This window comes from Agrobacterium sp. OT33, from assembly GCF_017313365.1.
Classification (GTDB): domain Bacteria; phylum Pseudomonadota; class Alphaproteobacteria; order Rhizobiales; family Rhizobiaceae; genus Agrobacterium; species Agrobacterium rhizogenes_A.
The window spans coordinates 591,498-612,588 of the sequence record NZ_JAFLMZ010000002.1 but is presented as its reverse complement, the minus strand read 5'-3'; the positions used below and the strand labels follow the sequence as shown (position 1 = coordinate 612,588).

The window sequence follows — 21,091 nt, the reverse complement described above, 5'->3', positions numbered from 1 at the left end:
GTTGGTCCGGTAACATATCGGAGAATGCTGCCCGATCCGGCTTGTCATCGAAGGTATGGTGTGCAAAACGGCACGCGATATGCAAGGATGCGCCCGTATATCGTCGGGCGTTGATGGTTACGATTCGAATTATCGGTAGCTTGGTATGATCAGACTGATTGGATATTTTTTCGGCTTGGCCAGCGTGCTCTTCTTGTGCGCCGCCGCCGCCGGTGCGATTTATTTGCACGGCGTGACGAAGGACCTGCCGGATTACGCAGTTCTGAGCACCTATGAACCGCCGGTGACGACCCGCGTGCATGCCGGCAACGGCGCGCTGATGGCGGAATACGCCCATGAAAAGCGTCTGTTCCTGCCGATCCAGGCCATTCCCGACCGGGTGAAGGCGGCTTTCCTTTCGGCGGAAGACAAGAATTTCTACAATCACCCGGGCGTTGATATCTTCGGTCTTGGCCGCGCCATTCTCGTCAATATCCAGAACTTTGGCTCGGGCCGTCGTCCGGTCGGCGCTTCCACCATCACCCAGCAGGTGGCGAAGAACTTCCTTCTGACCAATGACCAGACCATCGACCGCAAGCTCAAGGAAGCCATTCTCTCCTTCCGTATTGAGCAGACCTATTCCAAGGACAAGATTCTCGAACTTTATCTCAACGAGATTTTCTTCGGCCTGAATTCCTACGGCATCGCCGGTGCGGCGCTCACCTATTTCAACAAGTCGGTGACGGAACTGACGATCGCCGAGACCGCCTATCTCGCATCGCTGCCCAAGGGGCCGGCCAACTACCACCCGATCCGCCGTGAAAAGGCTGCTCTCGAGCGCCGCAACTGGGTGATCGACCGTATGGCCGAAAATGGCTATATCACCGTGGACGATGCGACGGATGCCAAGAAGCAGCCGCTCGGCGTCAATCTGCGCCGCGGTGGCGCCCATATTTTCGCATCCGATTATTTCGCCGAGGAAGTCCGACGCCAGATCGTTGAAAAATACGGTGAGGAAGCGCTTCTCGAAGGCGGACTTTCGGTCCGCACCTCGTTCGATCCGCAGATCCAGATGGAAGCGCGCAAGGCCCTCCAGGACGGTCTGATACAATATGATGAACGTCGCGGTTTCCGCGGACCCGTCGAACAGATCGATACGACGGGCGACTGGACGGCGGCGCTCGCCAAGGTCAAGGGTTTGCGCGACGTTCCGGAGTGGAAAATCGCCGTGGTCCTCGCCGTTGCGGCCGATGGCGTCGATATCGGCGTGCAGGCGGATACGGAAACGGAAGAGGGCGACAAGCGCACCCGCGGCCACATCTCCGCAGAAAACATGCGCTGGGCCTATCGCGACGCGACGGGCAAGAAAGCGACCGCCAAGTCGCCGGTCGGCGTTCTGGCAGCCGGTGACGTCATCTATGCGCAGCCGCTTGCCAATTCCGGCAATGAGTACCGCCTGCGCCAGCCGCCGAAAGTGCAGGGCGGCATGGTCGTGATGGACCCGCATACCGGCCGCGTTCTGGCCATGGTCGGCGGCTTCTCCTATGCGCAGTCGGAATTCAACCGGTCCACGCAGGCGATGCGCCAGCCGGGCTCCTCGTTCAAGCCGTTCATCTACGCGGCGGCGCTCGACAATGGTTACACTCCGGCATCGGTCATTCTCGACGCGCCGATCGAGGTGGTTTCCGGCGGCCAGGTCTGGAAGCCGCAGAATTACGGCGGGGGTTCCGCCGGTCCGTCAACCCTGCGTCTCGGCATCGAAAAGTCCCGTAACCTCATGACCGTGCGTCTCGCGCAGGACATGGGCATGAATCTGGTGGCGGAATATGCCGAGCGCTTCGGCATCTATGACAAGATGCCGCCGCTTCTGTCCATGTCGCTCGGTTCCGGTGAAACCACCGTCATGCGCATGGTTTCCGCCTATTCGGTCATCGCCAATGGCGGCAAGCAGATCAAGCCGACCCTGATCGACCGCATTCAGGACCGTTACGGCAAGACGATCTTCCGCCATGAGGAGCGCGCCTGCGAAGGCTGCAATGCGACAAGCTGGCAGAACCAGGACGAGCCCGTCATCGTCGACAATCGCGAACAGGTTCTCGACCCGATGACCGCCTATCAGACGACCTCCATGCTGGAAGGTGTCGTGCAGCGCGGCACGGCGGCGGGCAAGATCAAGGTCGATCTGCCGGTTGCCGGCAAGACAGGCACCACCAACGATGAAAAGGACGCCTGGTTCGTCGGTTACACGCCGGACATGGTCGCCGGCCTCTATATCGGCTTCGATTCGCCTGCGCCGCTGGGTCGCGGCGGTACCGGCGGTTCGCTATCCGCGCCGATCTTCGGCGAGTTCATCGCCGATGCGGCAAAGCACATGGAGCCGAGCAAGTTCATCGTGCCTGCCGGCATGAACTTCGTCGCCGTCAACCGCAAGACCGGCATGGCGGCGGTCGAGGGCGAGCCTGACACCATCATGGAAGCCTTCAAGCCCGGCACCGGCCCGGCCGACAGCTTCTCCGTCATCGGTGCGGAAAACTACATGTCGCAGGAAGACATTCTGAAAACCTCGCCGCAGGCGCAGCAGGCCATCACCGGCGGTGGCGGCGGTCTTTATTGATCGCAAGTTCCGGAATCATCGGGGGGCGCGGGTCTTTACATCCGCGCCCCCCGCATTTATTTGAGCAACGAGTTTCAATGAAGGTGAAGAACCAGCGAAATGCGCAATGAAATCGTGAACGTAGTCGACGAAATCAAGCAGGCCATAAGCCTGCTGAGGAGGCATCTTTGACTGGGACCAGGCGATAAGACGACTGGACTGGTTGAATAACAAGGCAGAGGACCCGACCCTCTGGAACGATGCCACCGAGGCCCAGAAGCTGATGCGCGAGCGCCAGCAGCTGGATGACAGCATCAATGGCGTCAAGGCGCTGGAGCAGCAGCTCAAGGACAATATCGAGCTGATCGAACTCGGCGAGATGGAAGGTGACGACGAGATCGTCAAGGATGCCGAAGACGCCCTGAAGGCGTTGAAGAGCGAGGCGAACCGCCGTCAGGTGGAGGCCATGCTGTCAGGCGAAGCCGATACCAATGATACCTATCTCGAAGTGCATTCGGGCGCCGGCGGTACCGAAAGCCAGGACTGGGCGAACATGCTGCTGCGCATGTATACCCGCTGGGCGGACCGCGAAGGCTTCAAGGTCGAAGTGCTCGAAGTGCATGACGGCGAAGAAGCCGGCATCAAGTCTGCGACGATCCTCGTCAAGGGCCACAATGCCTTTGGCTGGCTGAAGACGGAATCGGGCGTGCACCGCCTCGTTCGTATTTCGCCCTATGACAGCAATGCGCGTCGCCACACATCGTTCTCTTCCGTCTGGGTTTACCCTGTCGTCGACGATTCGATTCAGATCGACATCAACGAGAGCGATTGCCGCATCGATACCTATCGTTCGTCCGGCGCGGGCGGCCAGCACGTCAACACGACGGATTCGGCCGTGCGTATCACGCATATTCCGACCGGTATCGCCGTTGCCTGCCAGCAGGAGCGGTCGCAGCACAAGAACCGCGCCAAGGCGTGGGACATGCTGCGCGCCCGCCTCTACGAGGTGGAGCTGCAGAAGCGGGAAGAGGCGGCAAACGCCCAGGCCGCATCCAAGACCGATATCGGCTGGGGTCACCAGATCCGTTCTTACGTTCTTCAGCCCTACCAGCTGGTCAAGGACCTGCGCACGGGCGTGGAAAGCACCGCGCCCGGCAACGTGCTGGACGGTGACCTGAACGAATTCATGGAAGCCGCTCTCGCCCATCGCATCAGCGGTGGTGCGGACGTGGAAGTCGCGGATATCGACTGAGACGCTTACGCGTCGATCGGGAAATTGCCCCTCGCAAGCCGATTGCGAGGGGTTTTTCGTTGGAGGACAGGCATGAAACAGGTGCTCTACATCGTCGACGTCCAGCCGAGCTTCAATCCGCCGGCTGCGCTGGTTGAGGAGATATCCGCGCTCGCCCTGACCATGCCGAGCATCGCCACCGTCGAGCGTCATGATGAGAGCGTAACGCCCTTCGAGCGGCAACTGGGCTGGAAGCCGGGCAGGGATGACATGTCGCTCGTCGCGGCGCACCACATCTTCATCAAGCATGGTTATGCCCCGCCAAAGGCAGCAATGGACCATCTGCTGTCCCTCAGGCCTGACAGGGTGCTGGTCTGCGGTATTCAGGCCGATACCTGCGTGCTGGCGGCCGGTTTTGCCCTGTTCGACGCGGGGCTGCATCCCACGTTGCTGCCATGGCTGACGGTCGGCTCCAGCCTCGACCGCAGCGGCGAACTCGGCGCAAGATTATGGAAACACCATTTCGGCGCGGTTCTGGCCGGGCCGCATGAGCTCGGCGTTTAGAAGTATTTCCAGGAAAAGTGGAGCCCGGTTTCCCATGCGGAAACGCGTGAGAACAAGGGGTTGGGACGTTTTCCCGATGCAGGGAAAAGCGAAAACGCTCCGGCGTCAGTTCGAGGCTTTTTCGATCTTCATCTCGCCAAGCTCGTCGATCAGGATCGTCCAGCTTTCGGCTTCCTTGGCCATCGGGTCCGTTTTCAGATAGACGGTGACGAACAGGCCGGGTGAATCCGATGCGCCATTCGAGCTTTCGGGACGAATATCCGTGACATAGGATTTCATCTGGTTGAACTCGTCCAGCTCGACATTCTCAAGGAGATTTGGTCCATCCGCCGTAAAGGCGATGCGCTGCAGGTAAATCTTGGCCGTCCCGTCGCCCTGGCGGATTGCGATCACCTTGTAATAACCGCGCGTGGGCGATGCCGGCGGCGGCCGCAGCTGGCCGTCAGTGCCTTCCCGTGGCTCCAGGTTCCTGTCTTCCCACATGCCGCTGCTGACAACGAATATCGCGGAGACAGGCAGTGTGTCGATCGCCGCTGTCTGTGCCCGTGCGGGAAGCACGGCGGTGGCGAAAATGAGGGCGGCGAGGATGAATTTTCTAGGTTGCATGGCCGTTACGAATGGTTGGCTTCAATTGTTGAACTGTTCGGCGAGAACCCGGTCGGACCATGAACGGTCCGGGTCCGAGAGAATTCGCGCTGTCCTGTCCTGCGATTGTGCGATTCGAACATGACGAACGGATTTCACCTCCGTATGGTCGGCCACGGCGTTCACCGGGCGTTTGTCCCGTTCCAGAACATGAATGTCGACAGTCACCTTATTCGGCAAAAGCGCGCCGCGCCAGCGCCGTGGCCGAAATGCGCTGACGGGGGTGAGCGCGAGAAGCGGCGATTCCAGCGGCAGGATGGGCCCGTGGGCGGAAAAGTTGTAGGCTGTTGACCCTGCCGGTGTCGCCACCATCATGCCGTCGCAGATCAGTTCCTCCAGCCGCACCTTGCCATCCACCTCGACACGCAGTTTGGCGGCCTGGTGCGATTGCCGGAAGAGGCTGACCTCGTTCATGGCAAGGGCGGTAAACTCGTCGCCATCGGAATCCGTCGTCGTCATGCGCAGGGGATGAAAATCATTGCCGCTCGCCACCGCGATGCGTTCGAGCAGGCCTTCCACCCGGTAATCATTCATCAGAAAGCCGACCGAGCCGCGGTTCATGCCATAGACCCGCTTGCCGGAATTCATCGTCTCGTTGAGGATCTGCAGCATGAACCCGTCGCCGCCGAGCGCGACGATCACTTCCGCCTCTTCGAACGGCGTATCGCCATAAACGCGTTTCAGTTCTTCCAGCGCCGTCTGAGCCTCCTCGGTGGTGGAGGCGACGAAGGACAGTGAACAGTTAGATTGCGACATCCGCTTCCCTCGACAACGGCGCAGGCGCATAGGGCCCGCAGACGATGCTGTAACCTGTTGAAGCGGCTTGCAATCTTGAAACGTTGAAGAAAACGCCGGGATCGCGAGCCGCAAGACGCATCCTTGGTACATGAAGACGGCGCCACGCGACAAGGCCTTTCGGGTAGCGAGGCGTTCCCCTGCCGCGCCATTACGCCACGCCGTTCCACAGCTTCTTGATTTCCGGCCCCTGACAAGGGTTGCGATGCGGGGCGGCGTGATGCAGTTTGCGCAGGGCAGGCCGAATGATGAATGGCAGGAGACGGATGTGCTGCTGAACTACAATATCTACGATGTCTTTACCGAGACGAAAATGGCGGGAAATCCGCTCGCGGTCATGTATGACGCTGACGATCTCGATCAAGCGACGATGCAGGCGATCGCAAGGGAAATGAACCTTTCCGAGACCGTCTTCATCAACCGTTCGGGCAACCCGGCCCACGCCGCCTCGCTGCGCATTTTCACCCCATCAGGTGAACTGCCTTTCGCGGGGCATCCGACCGTCGGCGCCGCCGTCGCCATTGCTGAGCGCAACCGCAAGGATGGCGATGACGATGTCGACATGGTCTGCGTGCTCGAAGAGAAGGTGGGTCCCGTCCGCTGCGCGGTGAAGATGCGTGCCGGCGCGGTCAGCTTCGCCGAATTCGACCTGCCGCGCAAATCGTCGCGCGTCGAGCTGCCGCTCGACCACGCCGCTCTTGCCGATGCGCTGGGCGTCAGCGAGGGGCATATTGGCTTTGAAAATCACGTGCCATCGATCTGGACGGCCGGCGTGCCGTTCCTGATGGTGCCGATGCACAACATCGCCACGGTTCGTGACATGGATTTCGACGCCAATCTGTGGCTGCGAACCGCGCCGCTGGTCGAAGGACTGCTGACGGCAGCCTACATCTACTGTCGCGGCGGCCTCAATCACGCGGCGAAATTCCATGCCCGTATGTTCTCCCCGGAAATGGGAATTGCGGAAGATCCCGCCACCGGCTCCGCCGCCGCTGCTCTTTCCGGCGCCATCCACCATTTCGACGGCCTGACGGACGGCCACCATCCGCTCCTGATAGAGCAGGGCGTTGAAATGGAAAGACCGTCCCACATCCACCTGCGCATGGACATCAAGGACAATGAAATCGCCCGCGCCCGCATTGGCGGCCACGCGATACGCGTCGCATCGGGTACGTTCGAGATTTGAGGTGAGCGTGACGGAATAAGTTCGCGCCGTTGAACAGCGACGCAACAGCCCGCAAGCTAAAGAAAAACCCCGGCCTTGACCGGGGTTTTATCATTTCAGCGCTAATTCAGTTCAGTTGAACCGCCCCGCCGCATGGGCAAGCATCGTATAGACCTTGCCGGTATCGGAGGTGAGGTAGGACTGGGTGACGGTGCGATCGCGGTCCGTGCGGGCCACGTCGGCAAGCAGCTTTTCGAAATCGGTGATGTAACGATCCACGGCGGTGCGGAATTCCGCTTCCCGCTCATATTTGCGCTTGATCTCGTCAAACGTCGTCTGGCCCTTCAGCGTGTAGAGGCGACGGGTGAAGACGTCGCGCTCGCCGCGCTGGTAACGGCGCCACAGTTCCACCGAGGCGTCGTGGTCGATGGCGCGGGCGATGTCGACCGAGAGCGAATTCAGCGATTCCACCATGTGCCGCGGGTTGCGGGTGTCGGCCGCACGGGTCGGCTGCTGTTCGGCGCTGGTGCGGGGAGCGGAAGCGGCAGAGGTCTCCTGACCGTCACGCGAGGCGCCGCGCAGCAGATCGCTGATCCAGCCACCGCCTTCTTCGCGACGTCCGGCAGGGTTGGCTGCAACCGGCTGAGCGGGTGCGGGCGCCTGACGGTTTTCGGTCTGCCGGTTTTCGACCTGGCGGTTTTCAAGCGGCAGGGAACCGCGTAATGCGGCCGGCGCGGGGGCAGGCTGCGGCTGCGCCGGGCGCTGCTGCACCGGAGCGGCTGCTGCCGGCTGCGGACGCGTCTCGACACGGCGCTCGGCGGCTGGCTGGGTAGCGGCAATGGCGCGGGCGACCGGTTCGGACACTTCCATCTGGTGGGCCGAACGGCCGACGAGCTGGGAAATATCCTGCAACGCCTTGATCTGCTCGGAAACGGCGCGACGCATGGCGGCAGCACTTTCCTTGGCTTCTTCCGGCAGGTCGAAGGCGCCACGTTTCAGTTCGGCGCGGGTTGCATCCAGTTCACGGCGGATATCGTGGCTGGAGCGGCGGATTTCGTCCGTCGCGCCGGCAAAGCGGCTGACGGCTTCCTCGACGGCCTGACGCAGCGTCTCCTTGAGGTTGGCGGCGGCGGCGTTGGATTTCTCCGAGGCGCTGCCCAGCAGGTTGTCGACCTCGGAAAGCGAGGACTCGACACCGCCGCGCAGGCGGCTGACCAGCTCGTCGGAATATTTCTGCGCGTCGGTCAGCGTGCTTTCAATCGAGCGGCTGGCATCCTGACCGGCAGAGAGCAGGGCGCCCCGCATGGTCTGTGCCGCCGAGCGGGCGCGCTGTTCGGTCTCATCGAGCGAACGGCCGATATCGGAGAAGGACGCCTGCAGATTGTCACGCAGATTGCCGGCAACGTTCTGCGAACGCTCCTCGGCCTCGTTGAGCGTGGTTTCCACCACACCGATGACGTTGCGCATGGCGCTTTCGATTTCCTCGGACCGCTTGACAAGGCCAACCGACAGGCTGCGCAGGGCGTCCTGACGTTCTTCCAGCGTGCCGACGAGGCTCGACTGGGCCGCATTGAGCAGTTCGGACGCCTGGCTCAGCACCTTCGAGTGTTCTTCGAAGCGACCGACGATGCCGGCAACCTGTGCCAGCGTCTGGCCGGAAATATTCGACAGGCGGTCGATCTTTCCTTCGAGCAGGCGGCTGGAGCTGGACACCATGTCGGCGGCCTGCGAAGCGCTATCGGAGAAGCGGGTCGCAGATGCATTCAGCGCTTCGTCGGCCGAACCGAATTCCTGCGCGGCCCGCTCCACGGCGGCGTTGAAGTTGGTCGCCGACTGCTCGACGATCTCGGCCATGCTGTTATGGGTCTGCGACAGCATATCCGTGCTCTGGCGGGTGGCGGCAACCAGCTTGTTGGCCGCATCGCTGCCCGAGCGGGCATATTTCTCGATACCCTGTTCGACGGCATCCGCCATGGCGGTATGCGTCTGCGACAGCATGTCGGTGCTCTGGCGGGTGGCCGCAACCAGCTTGCTGGCCGCATCCGTGCCGGCATTGGCGTAGTCGCTGATCGCCTGTTCGACCATGCCGACCATGCCGCTGTTGCTCTGCGACAGAAGATCTGCGCTTTGCTGGGCGGCGGAAACGATCTTTTCGGCGGCTTCGCGGCCGATGGTGGCATATTCGTCGACGACGGGCTTGGCCTTTTCCTCGATCAGGCGCGACAGTTCGGCAGAACGGCTGGCCAGCATCGAGTTGAGTTCGCGGGTGCGGTTGTCCAGCGCCGAGCGGATGGATTCACCGCGTGCGTCGAGGGCGGATTCGACACCCGTGAGCGTCTCGGAGATGACGCCAACCTGCGAACGGACGACGGCTTCAGCCTCGGCAACCTTGTTGACGATGATGTTGCCCGCTTCGGAGAAGGTCTGGGCGACGGCTGCGGCCTGGCCGGAAAGGCGTGTCTGCGCATCCGAGATGCGGGTGACGATCTCGCCGGAACGCTCCTCGATGGCCTTGGTGAAGGCCTCGTTCTGAGCCTGGACCTGTTCGGCAAATTCCGAGCCGGATTTGGCAAGCAGGGCAGAGGAGCGAACCGCTTCATCGCCAATGCTCTGGGTGGCGGATGTGACCGCGCCGCGCAGGCTGACAGCGAGATCGCTTGCCTTGCCTTCAATGGTGCGGTTGACGTTTTCGAGGCCGATCGTCAGCGCCCGGTCCATGGTGCCGAGGCGTTCGTCGATACGGGCCGTACCGGTATCGAAAGTTTCGGCCAGACGGCTGGTACGGTTTTCGAACGTGTCCGCGACACGCGTGGTCTGCTCGTCCAGAATGCCGGTGATGCGCTCGGCTGCCTCATCGCTGGTGCGGGCAAACACAGCCGTCTTGTCTTCCAGCGCTTCGGCAAAGCGGCGGCCGGCATCTTCGATCGAGGTGTTCACATTGGCCAGATCGCCGCCGACGCGTGCCTGCAGCGTATCGAGCGAAGTTTCGATACGGGCGCCGGTCTCGTCGAGACGGGTGGTGACATTGCCAATGGAAGTTTCGATTTTCGAGGACAGGGCATCCGTCGCACCGCCGATTTCGCGGGCGGCTTCACCGATCTTGACGGCGATGTCGCCGGCGCTGTTGCGAAGGCGCTCCTCCAGCGTTGCGGCACTTCCGTCGATTGCCTTCTGCAGCGTGTCCTGCTGGGTTTCGAGCGACAGTTCGAGCATGCTGGCGCTGGAGGCGACAGTGGTGCCGATCATCATCGCCTGCTCGGACAGCATATCGCCCATCTGGGTCGTGGCGGAGCTGAGCGTTGCGGCAAGATCCGCCTGGCGCTGGTCGAGTGCGGTGCGGATATCCTCGTGCGATTGCGACAGGTTGCTTTCGAGACGCGAGACGCCTTCTTCCACCGTCTGCGCAAAACGGGTGCTGCCGTCTTCAACGACGCTTTCGATGCGGTTGGCCGCGCCCGAGACGCTCTGCTCGATCAGGCCGCTATTGCGCTCCAGCGAGCCGGCGATGCGTTCCGCCTGCGAGCCGAGCATGGTTTCCAGCCGCTCGTGACCGCTGGCAAGAGCGTTTTCAAGCGTGAAGGCGGTGGCTTCGAGACGCTGGCCGACGCCGGCGGCTGCAAGCGAAAGCGACGATGCCCTGGCATCCATCGCCTCGGCGATCCGCTCTTCGACACCGGAAATCGTCATGTCGAGCGCCATGGTGCGGCTGTCGAGTGCCTCTGCGATGCGTTCTTCCGCACCGGAGACGATGCCGGAAAGGGCGGCTGTACGGCTGTCCAGTGCGCCGGCAATCCGGTCCTCGACGCCGGAAACGGCGCTGTGCAGGGCGGCCGTACGGCCATCGAGAATATCGGCGATCTTTTCCTCGACACCGGAGAAGCTCATGTCGAGCGCCAGCGTGCGGCTGTCGAGCACGTCGGTGATCCGCTCTTCCGCGCCGGAAACGACGGTCTTCAGCGAATCGGTGCGGCTGTCGAGTGCGCCGGCGATACGGGTCTCGGCGCCAGCCACCAGCTCGCCAAGGGCTGCGGTGCGCGTGTCGAGCGCTTCGGTGATTTTTTCCTCTGCGCCGGAAAATGCCATGTCGAGCGCCATGGTACGGCTGTCGAGCGCATCGGCGATGCGTTCTTCCGCACCGGAGACCACGGCGTTGAGTGCGGCGGTACGGCCATCGAGCGTTTCCGCGATCCGGGTCTCGGCACCGGCGACAACGTCGCCGAAGGTGGCCGTGCGGCTGTCGAGCGCGCCGGCGATCTTCTCTTCGGCGCCGGCAACAATGCCGGTGAGGGCGGAGGTGCGGTTGTCGAGCGTTTCCGAAAGCCGTTCCTCGACATTGGCGAAGGTCATGTCGAGCGACAGGGTGCGGCTGTCCATGGTGTCGGCGATGCGCTCCTCGACACCGGAAATCGCGCTGGAAAGAGCAGCGGTGCGGCCGTCGAGCGTATCGGCGATACGGCTTTCCGCGCCGGAGACGACATCGTGCAGGGCGGCCGTGCGGCTTTCCAGCGTGTCGGAAATACGGTCCTCGATGCCGGAAACCGCGCCGGTGATGGCGGCGGCCCGGGTCTCGAGCGTTTCGGCAAGGCGGCGCTCGACATCGGCAACGACGGTGTTGATCGCGGCGGCGCGTTCGTCAAGCATCGCGGCAAGACGCTCGGCCGTGCCGGAAACCGAGCCGGTAATCGCCATCGAACGGCTGGCGAGAGCCTCGTCGAAACGGTTCTGGCTGGCAGAGAGAGCACCGAACAGGGCGTTGCTGCGTTCCGCCAGCACGGCGTCGATCTTCTCGTGCGAGGTGGTGAAGGCGTCGGTGATTTCGGCGGTGCGCTGGCCGATCGCGTCGCTGAAGGCGCGGGTACGGCTTTCAAGCGCGCTTTCCAGCATTTCCTGACCTGTGCCCAGCGCGGTTGCGAGCGCCAGCGACTGGTCGGTCATGGTGCTGCCGATACGCTCCAGGCCGGCGTTCAGCATTGTATCAAGCGCTTCGGAGCCGCCGGCAACGGTTTCGTTGATGCGGGCGAGGCTTTCCATCAGCTTGCTGTCGAGGCTGCCGGCGCGCTGGTCGAAGGCGCTGGCGAATTCCGCCACATGCTCGTCGAAGGCCGAGTTGACCTGGCCGACGGTCGCCTGCAGCCGCTCCTCGTAAAGGCCGGAGCGAAGATCGAGATCCATGATCGCATCGTCTGCCGTGCTCTGCAGGCTCTGGCGGAAGGAGAGGCCCTTTTCCTCAAGCGTCGTGGACAATTTGTCGAGAACGGTATCCAGCGAACCGCCGATGATCTGCTGGCCGCGATCGATGTTGCGGTTGAGTTCGAGCGTGCGCGTGGACAGCGTTTCGTTGAGCTGACGGGTGCGTTCCTCAAGCGCGCTGTTTAGGCTTTCGACACCGCTGTCGAGCGTCGAGGCGTGGATCGCGAAGCGTTCGAGCAGCACTTCACCGCGCTCGTCCAGCGTCGAGGTGAGGTTGTGCAGGCGCATGTCGAATTCGTTGGAAATCGTCGTGCCGGAGGAATTCAGGGCCTGAAGCAGATTTTCGGTCTTGGCGGCGATCAGGCTGCCCATCGCTTCGGTGGAGGCGCGCGATTTTTCCAGCAGCGCGGCCGAGCGGGTGTCGATCATCGAGGCGAAAGCTTCGCCTGTCGTGGCGATCCGCATGGAAAGCTCTTCGCCGACGATGGACAATTCTTCCTTGATCTGTTCCTGCGCGCCGACGATGGAGGAGCGGATGCGCTCCGCGTGGTTGACAATGGCGTCACGCTCCGCGGTCAGTTCCTGCACGAGGCTGCGCACGCGCAATTCATTGTCGGCATAGCTGCGCTCAAGCGCGTTGACTTCGGAATGAACCAGCGTTTCGAGTTCCGTCGCGCGGGCAATGGTGCGCTCGATACCGTCATTCATGGCCGAAACTTCGCGGCGAACCGCCTGGCCGACGGACATGATGCGGTCGGAGGCAACGGTTTCGGGCTCTGCCAGGCGAAGGGCGACTTCGGCCATCGACCGGGCGGCGTTGCGCAGGTCGCGGGCGCGCGCCATCATGATCGCGAAGGCGAAGAACAGCATGACGGGGACGAGGATGCCGACGACGATCGCCATCAGGCCGGGAATTGCCGTGAGATCGGCAAGCGAGCCGATGTTCCAGAGGGCGTTGCCGTAAAGAAGATGCGCGACGCCAAGGCCGCCAAGCGCCCAGATCACCGACATGATCGTCGCATTTCTGATCGCGCCGCCGATGGAGCCGCCCTCGAGTGATTTCAGGATCACGGCCGGGCTGCGCTTGGAGCCGTCATTGGCCGCTTCCAGATTGGGCGATCGGGGCGCCTGTTCGGCAGGCGCACGCGCGGCGGCCTCGGGAGCAGGGGTCTGTCTGCTTGCTTCCTTCAATCTGGCCTCCGGCTGCTTTGGCGCTGCGGTTTTCCGCGATTCCGGCTTTTCTTCGAAAGCGCCGAGCTGCAGGGCGTCTTCCAACGCCTGAAATGCAGTCTCGTCGACAGAGTCGCTGATCTTGTTATTCGCCATGCGGTTACGCCTCGTTACACATACGCCCGGCTTCATGCCGTTGACCACTTGCGACCCGCAAGCGGACTGCCGCCATCATGCCAGCGGAACGTTGTCCCCGTAAAAGGGACGAATTCCGCCACTTACCAAATCCCGAATTGCTGGTGATCCAGCTTTCGGGCGAAATTACATCACTGTGCCGTAATAACAAAGCTTGTGCTTAAGCCCTGCGGGAACGGCAGTACCGTAGTGACACATTTAGGTGTTCGAAACAATTAATGCGGATTTGCGGCGGTCGCGAAGTGTCGGCTTTTTAACAGTTTTTAAACCTGAGTTTCACGCTGAACGCCTTGTTTCGCATAAGTTTAACATAAATTAACCATAGCAGAAGATTTTCGCCCGCGTCACGCCGTAATTTAAGCCGATAGCACCGGTTTGAATGCCTGAATACGACACAGATGTGACACGAAACAGGAAACGGTGAGACAAGGAATTTCAGCCATGGCAGCGGTCAGTATTGCTTTCGAAGCTCCGGATAATTGCGGCGGCGCGCCGGTCGCCACGAAGAAGCCCATCGATTTCGATCATCTCGGTCGCCAGACGATGGGCGACAAGGATCTGGAGATCGAGGTGCTGCAACTTTTCAGCCGCAACGCCCGCGCCGCCCTGCACGAGATCGCCGACGCCGACGACAGGGCGGTAAAGGCAAGCGCCCACCGCCTGAAGGGTGCTGCGCAGGCCGTCGGCGCTTCCGCCGTGGCCGCGGCCGCGGCATCGGTGGAGGACAAGGGCAAAGACAGCGCGGCGATTGCCAAACTCGCGGCAGCCATTGTCGAAGCGGAAAACTTCATCCTCAAGCTTTGCCGCTGAGGCCGAACTTATCAAATCTGCCATTTTGCAAGGCCGGTTGCGTCTGGACGCCCCTGAAGCGGGTTGCCAAGCGCTACCGGCCTTTCTATGTGTTTAGAACAGTTCTTAGATCACCATTTTGGATTCCGGCATGACAAAACTGACCATCGTTGCCTTTGACGGCACGCCCCATGAACTCGATGTGAGCAACGGTTCCACCGTCATGGAGAATGCGGTACGCAACTCCATTCCCGGCATCGATGCGGAATGTGGCGGCGCCTGTGCCTGTGCGACCTGTCATGTCTATGTCGACGACGCCTGGACGGAGCGCGTCGGCGGCCCGGAACCGATGGAAGAGGACATGCTGGATTTCGCCTTCGACGTGCGCCCGACCTCGCGTCTTTCCTGTCAGATCAAGATGAATGACGAGCTTGACGGTCTCGTCGTTCACGTTCCCGAGCGTCAGGGCTGAGGGTTTCAGCTTTATTGCGCGCAGAAAAAGCCCCGCTCACCTGGTAGCGGAGAGCGGGGCGAGGCGGGTACGCAGCATGCAGGCGAGGGAGGAAACACCTGCGAGCCCTCAAGTGCGCACCGGGAGAACCGGAGATGGTTCCAGGCGCCAGACCCGCTGCGGGCCACAACCACCAAAACCATATCAACAAGCTACAATGAGTCTCGGCGACGGCACCATGACGAGAAGTCACGGGTGAGATCGGACATGACGTAACGTCATGTCCGCGTCTTTGGCCGTAAGGGCCCGCGTCTTTAGCCGTAAGGGAAGGACAGGACGCCCCTGCGTCTAGCGGCGGCTCTGACCCTGTTCGAGCCGGTTTTTCAAAAGCCGCGTCATGCGTGCATCGAAATTTCTCGATTCCACCACATCGAAACGCATCTGATCCCGGTCGTGTTCGTCCATCACCGTCTGGGTGATCTTACCGACCATTTCCTGAAGTGTTTCGCAATTCTTCTGCGGACGAAGCGCCTTCAGTTGCCTTTCGAGCGAGCGGGCGTGGGTGCGGGCGATTTCCGCGTGGCGTTCCTCATGGCGCTTGATATCGGCAAGCAGCGTATCCCAGATGAAGGCGAGTTCCGCCGTGGTGCGGCGACGGTTTTTCCATCGTGGCAGCAGGATACGGGTGTTCAGAAGCACCTTGGCCGTTCCGACGCTGCACTGGCCGTTCTTCTCCACATAGGTGAGCTCGCCGCCGAACTTGATCTCGGTCGCGCCGGGATGGCGCGCGCCGGTATTGCGTGTCAGCGGACCATGCCTGGAAAGCTGCTGGTCGAGGTCGGCGGCGGTTTTACCGGTGATCGAGAAATAGGAGTAGGTCTTGCGGACAATGGTCTCGGAAAAAGCCGGTCCGGGCGAAGAAAGTGCCAGCGCGCCCGCAAGGGCGGCGCAAAGAGCACGTGATGATTTGGTCATGACCCGGCCTTCCGGTTGAACTTGAAAAACGTTTGCTGCATAGGCGGAGCGGAACCTATAAGAATTGGCATAACATTCCGTTATTCCCGAAAGGCGCGTGTTACGTGATAACAGCCGGCAGCAACGTGTGGCAAGCGGCCCATGGCCGCTCCCTGAAACTTGATGGGCGTGGCCGTATTATGGCCATCGTCAATGCCACGCCCGATTCCTTTTCCGATGGCGGCCGTTATCTTGCCGTCGATGCGGCTTTTTCCCATGCGCTGACCTGCGTGGAAGAAGGGGCCGACATCATCGATATCGGCGGCGAATCCACCCGTCCGGGTGCCGCCCCGGTGACGGCGTCCGAGGAGCAGGACCGGGTGTTGCCTGTCATCGAGAAACTGCGCCGCGAGACGGACGTGCTGATTTCCGTCGATACCTATCGCGCCTCGACCGCAAGGCTTTCGATCGAGGCGGGCGCGCATATCGTCAACGACGTCTTCGGCCTGCAGAAGGACGGGGAAATGGCCGGCGTGGTCGCCGCCGCCCGCGCCGGCATCTGCATCATGCATACCGGCCGCGATCGGAAGAAACGCGACGATGTCATCGAGGACCAGTTCGAATTCCTCAATCGCTCGCTCGAGGTTGCCGACGATGCGGGTATTGCCCGTGATGCCGTCGTACTCGATCCCGGTTTTGGTTTTGCCAAGGACGAGGCGGAGAATGTCGAACTGATGGCGCGTTTCGGAGAGCTTGCCGCTTTCGGCCTGCCGGTTCTGGCCGGCACGTCGCGCAAGCGTTTTATCGGGTCGCTGACGGGCCGGGATGCGGCGGAGGGACGCGATATCGGAACGGCGGCGACCACCGCGATCCTCAGGCTGGCGGGCGCTTCGATTTTTCGCGTGCACAATGTCGCCGCAACGCGTGATGCACTGGCAATCGCCGATGCGGTTCTTGCCAAAACGTCGGCAAAGGCCGATGCCTGGAGTTCGTCAGGTTCAATCTGAACCTGACGAACTCCAGCTTATTTTGTTTTCGTTTGTCTTTTCGGGAAAGCCGGTTCCAGTTTTCCCTGACAAACTCTAGATCAACGAGTGCCGGAATGCCGTGTCCCGAAGAAGGCGCGGCTCTCCGGTAAAACAGTCCTGCCATGGAGGCGATGCGATGAGCCGCTATACCATCATCCTGAAAAACTGTTCCTTTTTCGCCCGTCATGGTCTTCTCGAGCAGGAGGAAGTGCTGGGCCAGCGCTTTTTTGTCGATGCCGAGATGGAGGTCGAGGCCGGTGATGCGCTGGAAACCGACGATATCGAAAACACCGTCGATTATGGCGTGGCCTTCGCCGTCATCGAAAAGATTGTCGTCGGTCAGCGCCGTTATCTCATCGAGGCGCTGGCGAATGACATCGCCAAGGCGCTGCGCGCCCGTTACCCGCAGATCGTCTGGCTGCGCATCACGGTGCGCAAACCGTCGGCACCTGTTCCCGGCATTCTCGATTATGCGCAGGTGAGCGTTGAACACCGTGCCTGAGAAGATGACCGTCGCCGCCCTGGGTCTCGGCGGCAATATCGGCGATCCCGCCGCCGCCATGGCAAGAGCGCTGCGCGAACTCGACGCGCATGGTGATTGCCACCTGCTGGCCGTCTCCAACCTTTACCGCACGCCGCCATGGGGCAAGACCGATCAGGCCGATTTCTTCAATTGCTGCGCGCTGGTCGAAACCTCGCTCACGGCGCCCGCGCTGCTGCAATTATGTCTCGACATCGAAAAGGGCATGAAGCGGGTGCGGACGGAGCGATGGGGGCCGCGCACCATCGATATCGATGTGCTGACCTACGGGAATGAGTCTATCGTTACGGAAAGCATCGAGGTGCCGCATCCGCGCATGACGGAGCGGGCTTTCGTGCTGATGCCGCTCGCCGATATCGCGCCTGACCTCGAAGTCAAGGGAAAGCCGGTACGGCAATGGCTTCAGCAGGCGGACAGGAGCGGCATCGTCAGCGCAAATGAAAAGCGGGAGTGGTGGACACTCCCGCCTGCTGATGTCTGAAAGAACGATGGCTCTTATGGCTTGATGGAGCCGACGGCGATCTGGTCGATGTCGCGGGCCAGCGTCACGCCGATGACCGGGATCATCTGGTCGGCGACCTTGACCGAAATGGTGATATTCATCGAATTGTCGTTCGAGACACGGGCGACCATGGCGCCATTGAGCTTGGAGCGGTTGATGCCGACGACGACCTTGTCGCCACTGACCTGTCCGGAGGTGATGTCCAGTCCCTTGCCTTCGGCGCCATCGAGGAACTTGCCTTCGTAGCTGCTGCCCTTCTGGCTGATGATGGCGGACATGGGCTGGCTGAAGACGCCGACGCGGCAGGTGCCGCCAAGCTTGATGCCGGTCTTTTTGTCATCAAGCGGTTCGCCCGTCAGATCGCAGGTGAATTTGGTGCCCTTGTATTTGCCCGCGACGATTTCGCCCGGACCTTTCCAGACACCGGCAACGGAGCGGAAGAACACGTCGTCGCGATCGCGCGATGCCGCATGGACGTCAGACAGGCCAAAGCCGCCGCTGACGGACAATATGGCGGCAAGTCCGCCCACAAGCGAAAAGAAGCGCGAATACATGATACTTTCCCCGGCGAAGAAGCCTGTTCGATAGGCGGCAATCTACCGGCGGAATGGTTAATGCTTGGTTTATTTCACTCTCATTTGCGGCCTTGTCCGTAACCTTTTGAACCGCCCATGCCTTGCCACTCAGGCTTTTTCACCGCTTTTTCCGCCGCTTAAATCGGGGGTGAGGTCAGACATGAAATCGCCGATCCCCGGCCGCTTCACCGCCCTGAACGGCAGCGGGCGGCAAAGATCCATCGCCGCAATGCCGATTCGCGCCGTCATCAGGCCGTTGATGACGCCTTCGCCGAGTCGTGCCGAGAGTTTCGAGGCGAGGCCGTGGCCAAGAACCTGCTGGGCGAGCCCGTCACCGACGGCGATCGAACCTGTGACGGCGAGATGGGCGACGACGTCGCGCAACAGCCTGAGCATGCCGAGCGTGCCGGGGCGGCCGCCGTAAAGCTCCGCCATGGCCCGCACCAGCCGCGTCACCTCGAACAGCACGTAGGCGAGATCGACTATGGCACGCGGGCTGACGGCGGTGACAACGGAGACCCGCTTGGAGGAATTGAGGATGAGGGCGCGGGCCTGCCGGTCGAGCGGTGCGAGCAATTCACGCTCGGCAAGCTCGATCAAATGTGGGCCATCGATGACATCGTTTTCCGTATCCTTCAGCGCTGCGCGCCCCTTGGCTGTTTCGGCGCGGTGGGAAAGCACGGCATTGAGGCGGGTGATGACGGCGCGGGCGGGTTTAGGGCTCTTGTCGAGGCTTGCCGTCTCGGCATCGGCCTTGAGCGACTGCACGGCGTTGAGCCGCATGATGCCGAAGACTTCCCGCCCGACAAGGACGAGAACGGCGAAAAGCGCCACGATAAGGGCGATGCTGGCCGTATAACCCAGCCAGTCGGAGCGGGAGAACAGGTTGCGGATAAGCTGATCCGCCCAGAGGCCGAAGGCGAGCGAGAACAGGATGCCAAGCGCGCCGAGCGCGAGCTTGGCGAAAGAGAAGCGGCTTTTCTTCGGCGAGGCCACCGGCAAGGCAGCGGCATCGATTTCCTCCGGCGCCAGAAACGGATCGTCCTCGTCCGGCGTCAACGAAATCTCGGTGTCGAAGCTCCTTGGCGCGCGTTTCTGCGCCGGCGACGGCCGTGCCGTCTCCTCGGTCTCGAGCGTGAAAGCCGCCGGGCGCCGGGCCTGCGGGTCGTTTTGTGTGGGAGCCTTCATGCGAGCTTGTCTCCGAACAGGAACTGCATGGCGCGGTCGAGCCTGATATGCGGAACCGAAAGCCGGATGCCGCCGCTGCCCGGCTCGTCGACGTTGGGTGGGCGGAAACGCACGACATTGACATCCGGCAGCGATGCCTTGTCGCCATCCTGATCGATGCTGCGGAAAAGCGGCTCGGGGTCTTCGGGCAGGTCGCCGGGAAAGATCGCCGTCTTGCGATTACCGTCGAAGGTCTCGCCATTGATCGTTTCACCGGCCATTGGCGTGCCGACGATGACGGGCAGTTCGTGGCCATCCTGTCGCACGCTTGCCTCTCTGGTGGCGCGCACGGAAGCGAGCGCCATGACCTCGATGCCGGCACCGTTCATGCCGATGGTGGTGATGGCGCGGTCCACCAGACGGCGGGTCAGCCGCTCCAGCCGGTCATGGCTTTCATGGTGCAGATGGTCTGCCTTGGTGGCGGCGATCAGCACCTTGTCGATGCGCCGGCCGATCAGCGAGGATAACAGACTGTTGGTGCCGGGGCGGAAACAGGCAAGCACATCGCCCAGCGCCCGCTCCAGATCCTGAACGGCTTCCGGACCGCGATTGACGGCCTGCAGCGTGTCGATCAGCACGATCTGACGGTCGAGACGGGCGAAATGCTCGCGGAAGAAGGGTTTGACCACGATCGACTTATAGGCGTCGTAACGCCGCTCCATCATCGCGCGCAGCGAACCCTTGGGTGCCTTCTCGTCCGTCAGGCCCGGAAGCGGCGCGAAGGTCAGCGCCGGAGAACCCTCCAGGTCGCCGGGCATCAGGAAACGGCCGGGCGGCAGGGTGGAGAGCGATCTCTCGTCGGATTTACAGGCCTTCAGATAGGCCGCGAAACTCTCAGCCAGACGGCGGGCCGTCATTTCGTCGGCCGGTGCATTGATGTCGAGCGATGAGGCGATCGCCAGCCATTCCTGCGCCAGCTCGGCGCGGATGCCGCTCCCGGCAAGTGCGACGGTCGCATCGCTGAACTGCTTGTAGTCCTGTGACAGAAGCGGCAGGTCGAGCAGCCATTCGCCGGGATAGTCGACGATATCGATGGAAAGCTTGCCGGCCGAGAACCACCGGCCCCAGCCGCTGGCGCTCTGGTAATCCAGCGTGATCCTGAGTTCCGAGATTGCCCGCGTCGAATCCGGCCACAGCCTGTCGCGCACCAGCGCCTGAATATGGTCTTCGTACTGGAAGCGCGGAATGGCGTCGTCCGGCTGCGGTTCTAGGCGCACATTCGAGACGCGGCCTGACCGCATGGCCTCGAACAGCGGCAGCCGACCGCCATTCAGGAGATTATGGACAAGGGAAGAAATAAAAACCGTCTTGCCCGCCCGTGACAGGCCGGTGACGCCAAGCCGTAATGTCGGATGGGTGAGGTTGCTCGCACGGTCGGCCAGATTATCGAAAGCGATCAGCGCGCTGTCTGTCAGGGACGTAAGAGAAGGCGGCAATGGCGGTTTCCTGGCTGTGTTTAACGGTCACGGCTGCAATATAGGAAGGTGCGGTTGCCCA

At 61.8% G+C, this 21,091-nt stretch carries 16 protein-coding genes; 9 read left to right on the top strand and 7 right to left on the bottom strand.

What is annotated here, in order from left to right:
- The first annotated feature begins 145 nt into the window (after positions 1–145).
- The 3 genes from JZX88_RS07165 (at position 146) to JZX88_RS07155 (ending at position 4,367) form a co-directional block, all read left to right on the top strand.
- Positions 146–2,593, top strand: a complete 2,448-nt coding sequence (locus tag JZX88_RS07165; protein ID WP_065115483.1) for a penicillin-binding protein 1A — start codon at positions 146–148, stop codon at positions 2,591–2,593.
- Positions 2,594–2,692: 99 nt separating this feature from the next.
- A protein-coding gene (prfB, locus tag JZX88_RS07160) for a peptide chain release factor 2 (RefSeq protein ID WP_161987956.1) occupies positions 2,693–3,824 on the top strand; the annotation gives its coding sequence in 2 pieces (ribosomal slippage) (positions 2,693–2,761 and positions 2,763–3,824; 1,131 coding nt in all).
- Between the two features lie 72 nt (positions 3,825–3,896).
- A complete protein-coding gene (locus JZX88_RS07155; RefSeq protein WP_206913105.1) occupies positions 3,897–4,367 on the top strand; it encodes a cysteine hydrolase family protein in 471 nt (156 codons plus the stop codon).
- A gap of 105 nt (positions 4,368–4,472) precedes the next feature.
- Here JZX88_RS07155 and JZX88_RS07150 read toward each other — a convergent pair whose 3' ends face one another.
- Positions 4,473–4,973: a hypothetical protein gene (locus JZX88_RS07150; protein ID WP_065115485.1), complete on the bottom strand. Its 501-nt coding sequence runs from the start codon at positions 4,971–4,973 to the stop codon at positions 4,473–4,475.
- 21 nt (positions 4,974–4,994) lie between these two features.
- Entirely contained in the window at positions 4,995–5,768 is a 774-nt protein-coding gene (locus JZX88_RS07145) for an NAD kinase (protein ID WP_065115486.1), read from the bottom strand.
- 307 nt (positions 5,769–6,075) lie between these two features.
- On the opposite strand from JZX88_RS07145, the gene JZX88_RS07140 reads away from it, so the two are divergent.
- Positions 6,076–6,993, top strand: coding sequence for a PhzF family phenazine biosynthesis isomerase (locus JZX88_RS07140; protein WP_206913164.1), 918 nt, complete (start codon positions 6,076–6,078; stop codon positions 6,991–6,993).
- Positions 6,994–7,104: 111 nt separating this feature from the next.
- Here JZX88_RS07140 and JZX88_RS07135 read toward each other — a convergent pair whose 3' ends face one another.
- Complete coding sequence (locus JZX88_RS07135) at positions 7,105–13,488, bottom strand: hypothetical protein (protein ID WP_206913103.1); 6,384 nt, start codon at positions 13,486–13,488, stop codon at positions 7,105–7,107.
- 480 nt (positions 13,489–13,968) lie between these two features.
- Between JZX88_RS07135 and JZX88_RS07130 the strand changes: the two genes are divergently transcribed.
- Together JZX88_RS07130 and JZX88_RS07125 are read left to right on the top strand one after the other, a co-directional pair.
- The gene (locus tag JZX88_RS07130; protein WP_174029339.1) at positions 13,969–14,337 is read left to right on the top strand and encodes an Hpt domain-containing protein; all 369 of its coding nucleotides are present in this window, start codon (positions 13,969–13,971) and stop codon (positions 14,335–14,337) included.
- Between the two features lie 130 nt (positions 14,338–14,467).
- Positions 14,468–14,788, top strand: a complete 321-nt coding sequence (locus tag JZX88_RS07125; protein ID WP_065116198.1) for a 2Fe-2S iron-sulfur cluster-binding protein — start codon at positions 14,468–14,470, stop codon at positions 14,786–14,788.
- Positions 14,789–15,115: 327 nt separating this feature from the next.
- Here the strand turns inward: JZX88_RS07125 and JZX88_RS07120 are convergent, their stop codons facing one another.
- The gene (locus JZX88_RS07120; RefSeq protein ID WP_065115489.1) at positions 15,116–15,742 is read right to left on the bottom strand and encodes a DUF922 domain-containing Zn-dependent protease; all 627 of its coding nucleotides are present in this window, start codon (positions 15,740–15,742) and stop codon (positions 15,116–15,118) included.
- 179 nt (positions 15,743–15,921) lie between these two features.
- On the opposite strand from JZX88_RS07120, the gene folP reads away from it, so the two are divergent.
- The 3 genes from folP (at position 15,922) to folK (ending at position 17,771) form a co-directional block, all read left to right on the top strand.
- Positions 15,922–16,728, top strand: a complete 807-nt coding sequence (folP, locus tag JZX88_RS07115) for a dihydropteroate synthase (protein ID WP_206913101.1) — start codon at positions 15,922–15,924, stop codon at positions 16,726–16,728.
- A gap of 157 nt (positions 16,729–16,885) precedes the next feature.
- Complete coding sequence (gene folB, locus JZX88_RS07110; RefSeq protein WP_003502532.1) at positions 16,886–17,251, top strand: dihydroneopterin aldolase; 366 nt, start codon at positions 16,886–16,888, stop codon at positions 17,249–17,251.
- 4 nt (positions 17,252–17,255) lie between these two features.
- Positions 17,256–17,771, top strand: coding sequence for a 2-amino-4-hydroxy-6-hydroxymethyldihydropteridine diphosphokinase (folK, locus tag JZX88_RS07105; RefSeq protein WP_206913163.1), 516 nt, complete (start codon positions 17,256–17,258; stop codon positions 17,769–17,771).
- A 14-nt stretch (positions 17,772–17,785) separates the two neighbouring features.
- On the opposite strand, the gene JZX88_RS07100 is transcribed toward folK, so the two are convergent.
- The 3 genes from JZX88_RS07100 to JZX88_RS07090 form a co-directional block, all read right to left on the bottom strand.
- Complete coding sequence (locus JZX88_RS07100; RefSeq protein WP_065115492.1) at positions 17,786–18,346, bottom strand: hypothetical protein; 561 nt, start codon at positions 18,344–18,346, stop codon at positions 17,786–17,788.
- Positions 18,347–18,475: 129 nt separating this feature from the next.
- Positions 18,476–19,555 carry a YcjF family protein gene (locus tag JZX88_RS07095; protein ID WP_206913100.1) on the bottom strand — a complete coding sequence of 360 codons (1,080 nt, stop codon included), beginning with the start codon at positions 19,553–19,555 and terminating at the stop codon, positions 18,476–18,478.
- Positions 19,552–21,030 (bottom strand): YcjX family protein, encoded by a 1,479-nt coding sequence (locus tag JZX88_RS07090; protein WP_142855668.1) that lies wholly within the window; start codon positions 21,028–21,030, stop codon positions 19,552–19,554. Before JZX88_RS07090 ends, JZX88_RS07095 begins: the two co-directional genes overlap by 4 nt.
- Positions 21,031–21,091: the final 61 nt, after the last annotated feature.

Excerpts from the sequence above, each read along its gene's own strand:
- JZX88_RS07165 (WP_065115483.1), top strand. The coding sequence starts at position 146 with ATGATCAGACTGATTGGATATTTTTTCGGCTTGGCCAGCGTGCTCTTC.
- JZX88_RS07155 (WP_206913105.1), top strand. The coding sequence starts at position 3,897 with ATGAAACAGGTGCTCTACATCGTCGACGTCCAGCCGAGCTTCAATCCG.
- JZX88_RS07150 (WP_065115485.1), bottom strand. The coding sequence starts at position 4,973 with ATGCAACCTAGAAAATTCATCCTCGCCGCCCTCATTTTCGCCACCGCC.
- JZX88_RS07145 (WP_065115486.1), bottom strand. The coding sequence starts at position 5,768 with ATGTCGCAATCTAACTGTTCACTGTCCTTCGTCGCCTCCACCACCGAG.
- JZX88_RS07135 (WP_206913103.1), bottom strand. The coding sequence starts at position 13,488 with ATGGCGAATAACAAGATCAGCGACTCTGTCGACGAGACTGCATTTCAG.
- JZX88_RS07130 (WP_174029339.1), top strand. The coding sequence starts at position 13,969 with ATGGCAGCGGTCAGTATTGCTTTCGAAGCTCCGGATAATTGCGGCGGC.
- JZX88_RS07125 (WP_065116198.1), top strand. The coding sequence starts at position 14,468 with ATGACAAAACTGACCATCGTTGCCTTTGACGGCACGCCCCATGAACTC.
- JZX88_RS07120 (WP_065115489.1), bottom strand. The coding sequence starts at position 15,742 with ATGACCAAATCATCACGTGCTCTTTGCGCCGCCCTTGCGGGCGCGCTG.
- folP (WP_206913101.1), top strand. The coding sequence starts at position 15,922 with ATGGCCATCGTCAATGCCACGCCCGATTCCTTTTCCGATGGCGGCCGT.
- folB (WP_003502532.1), top strand. The coding sequence starts at position 16,886 with ATGAGCCGCTATACCATCATCCTGAAAAACTGTTCCTTTTTCGCCCGT.
- folK (WP_206913163.1), top strand. The coding sequence starts at position 17,256 with ATGACCGTCGCCGCCCTGGGTCTCGGCGGCAATATCGGCGATCCCGCC.
- JZX88_RS07100 (WP_065115492.1), bottom strand. The coding sequence starts at position 18,346 with ATGTATTCGCGCTTCTTTTCGCTTGTGGGCGGACTTGCCGCCATATTG.
- JZX88_RS07095 (WP_206913100.1), bottom strand. The coding sequence starts at position 19,555 with ATGAAGGCTCCCACACAAAACGACCCGCAGGCCCGGCGCCCGGCGGCT.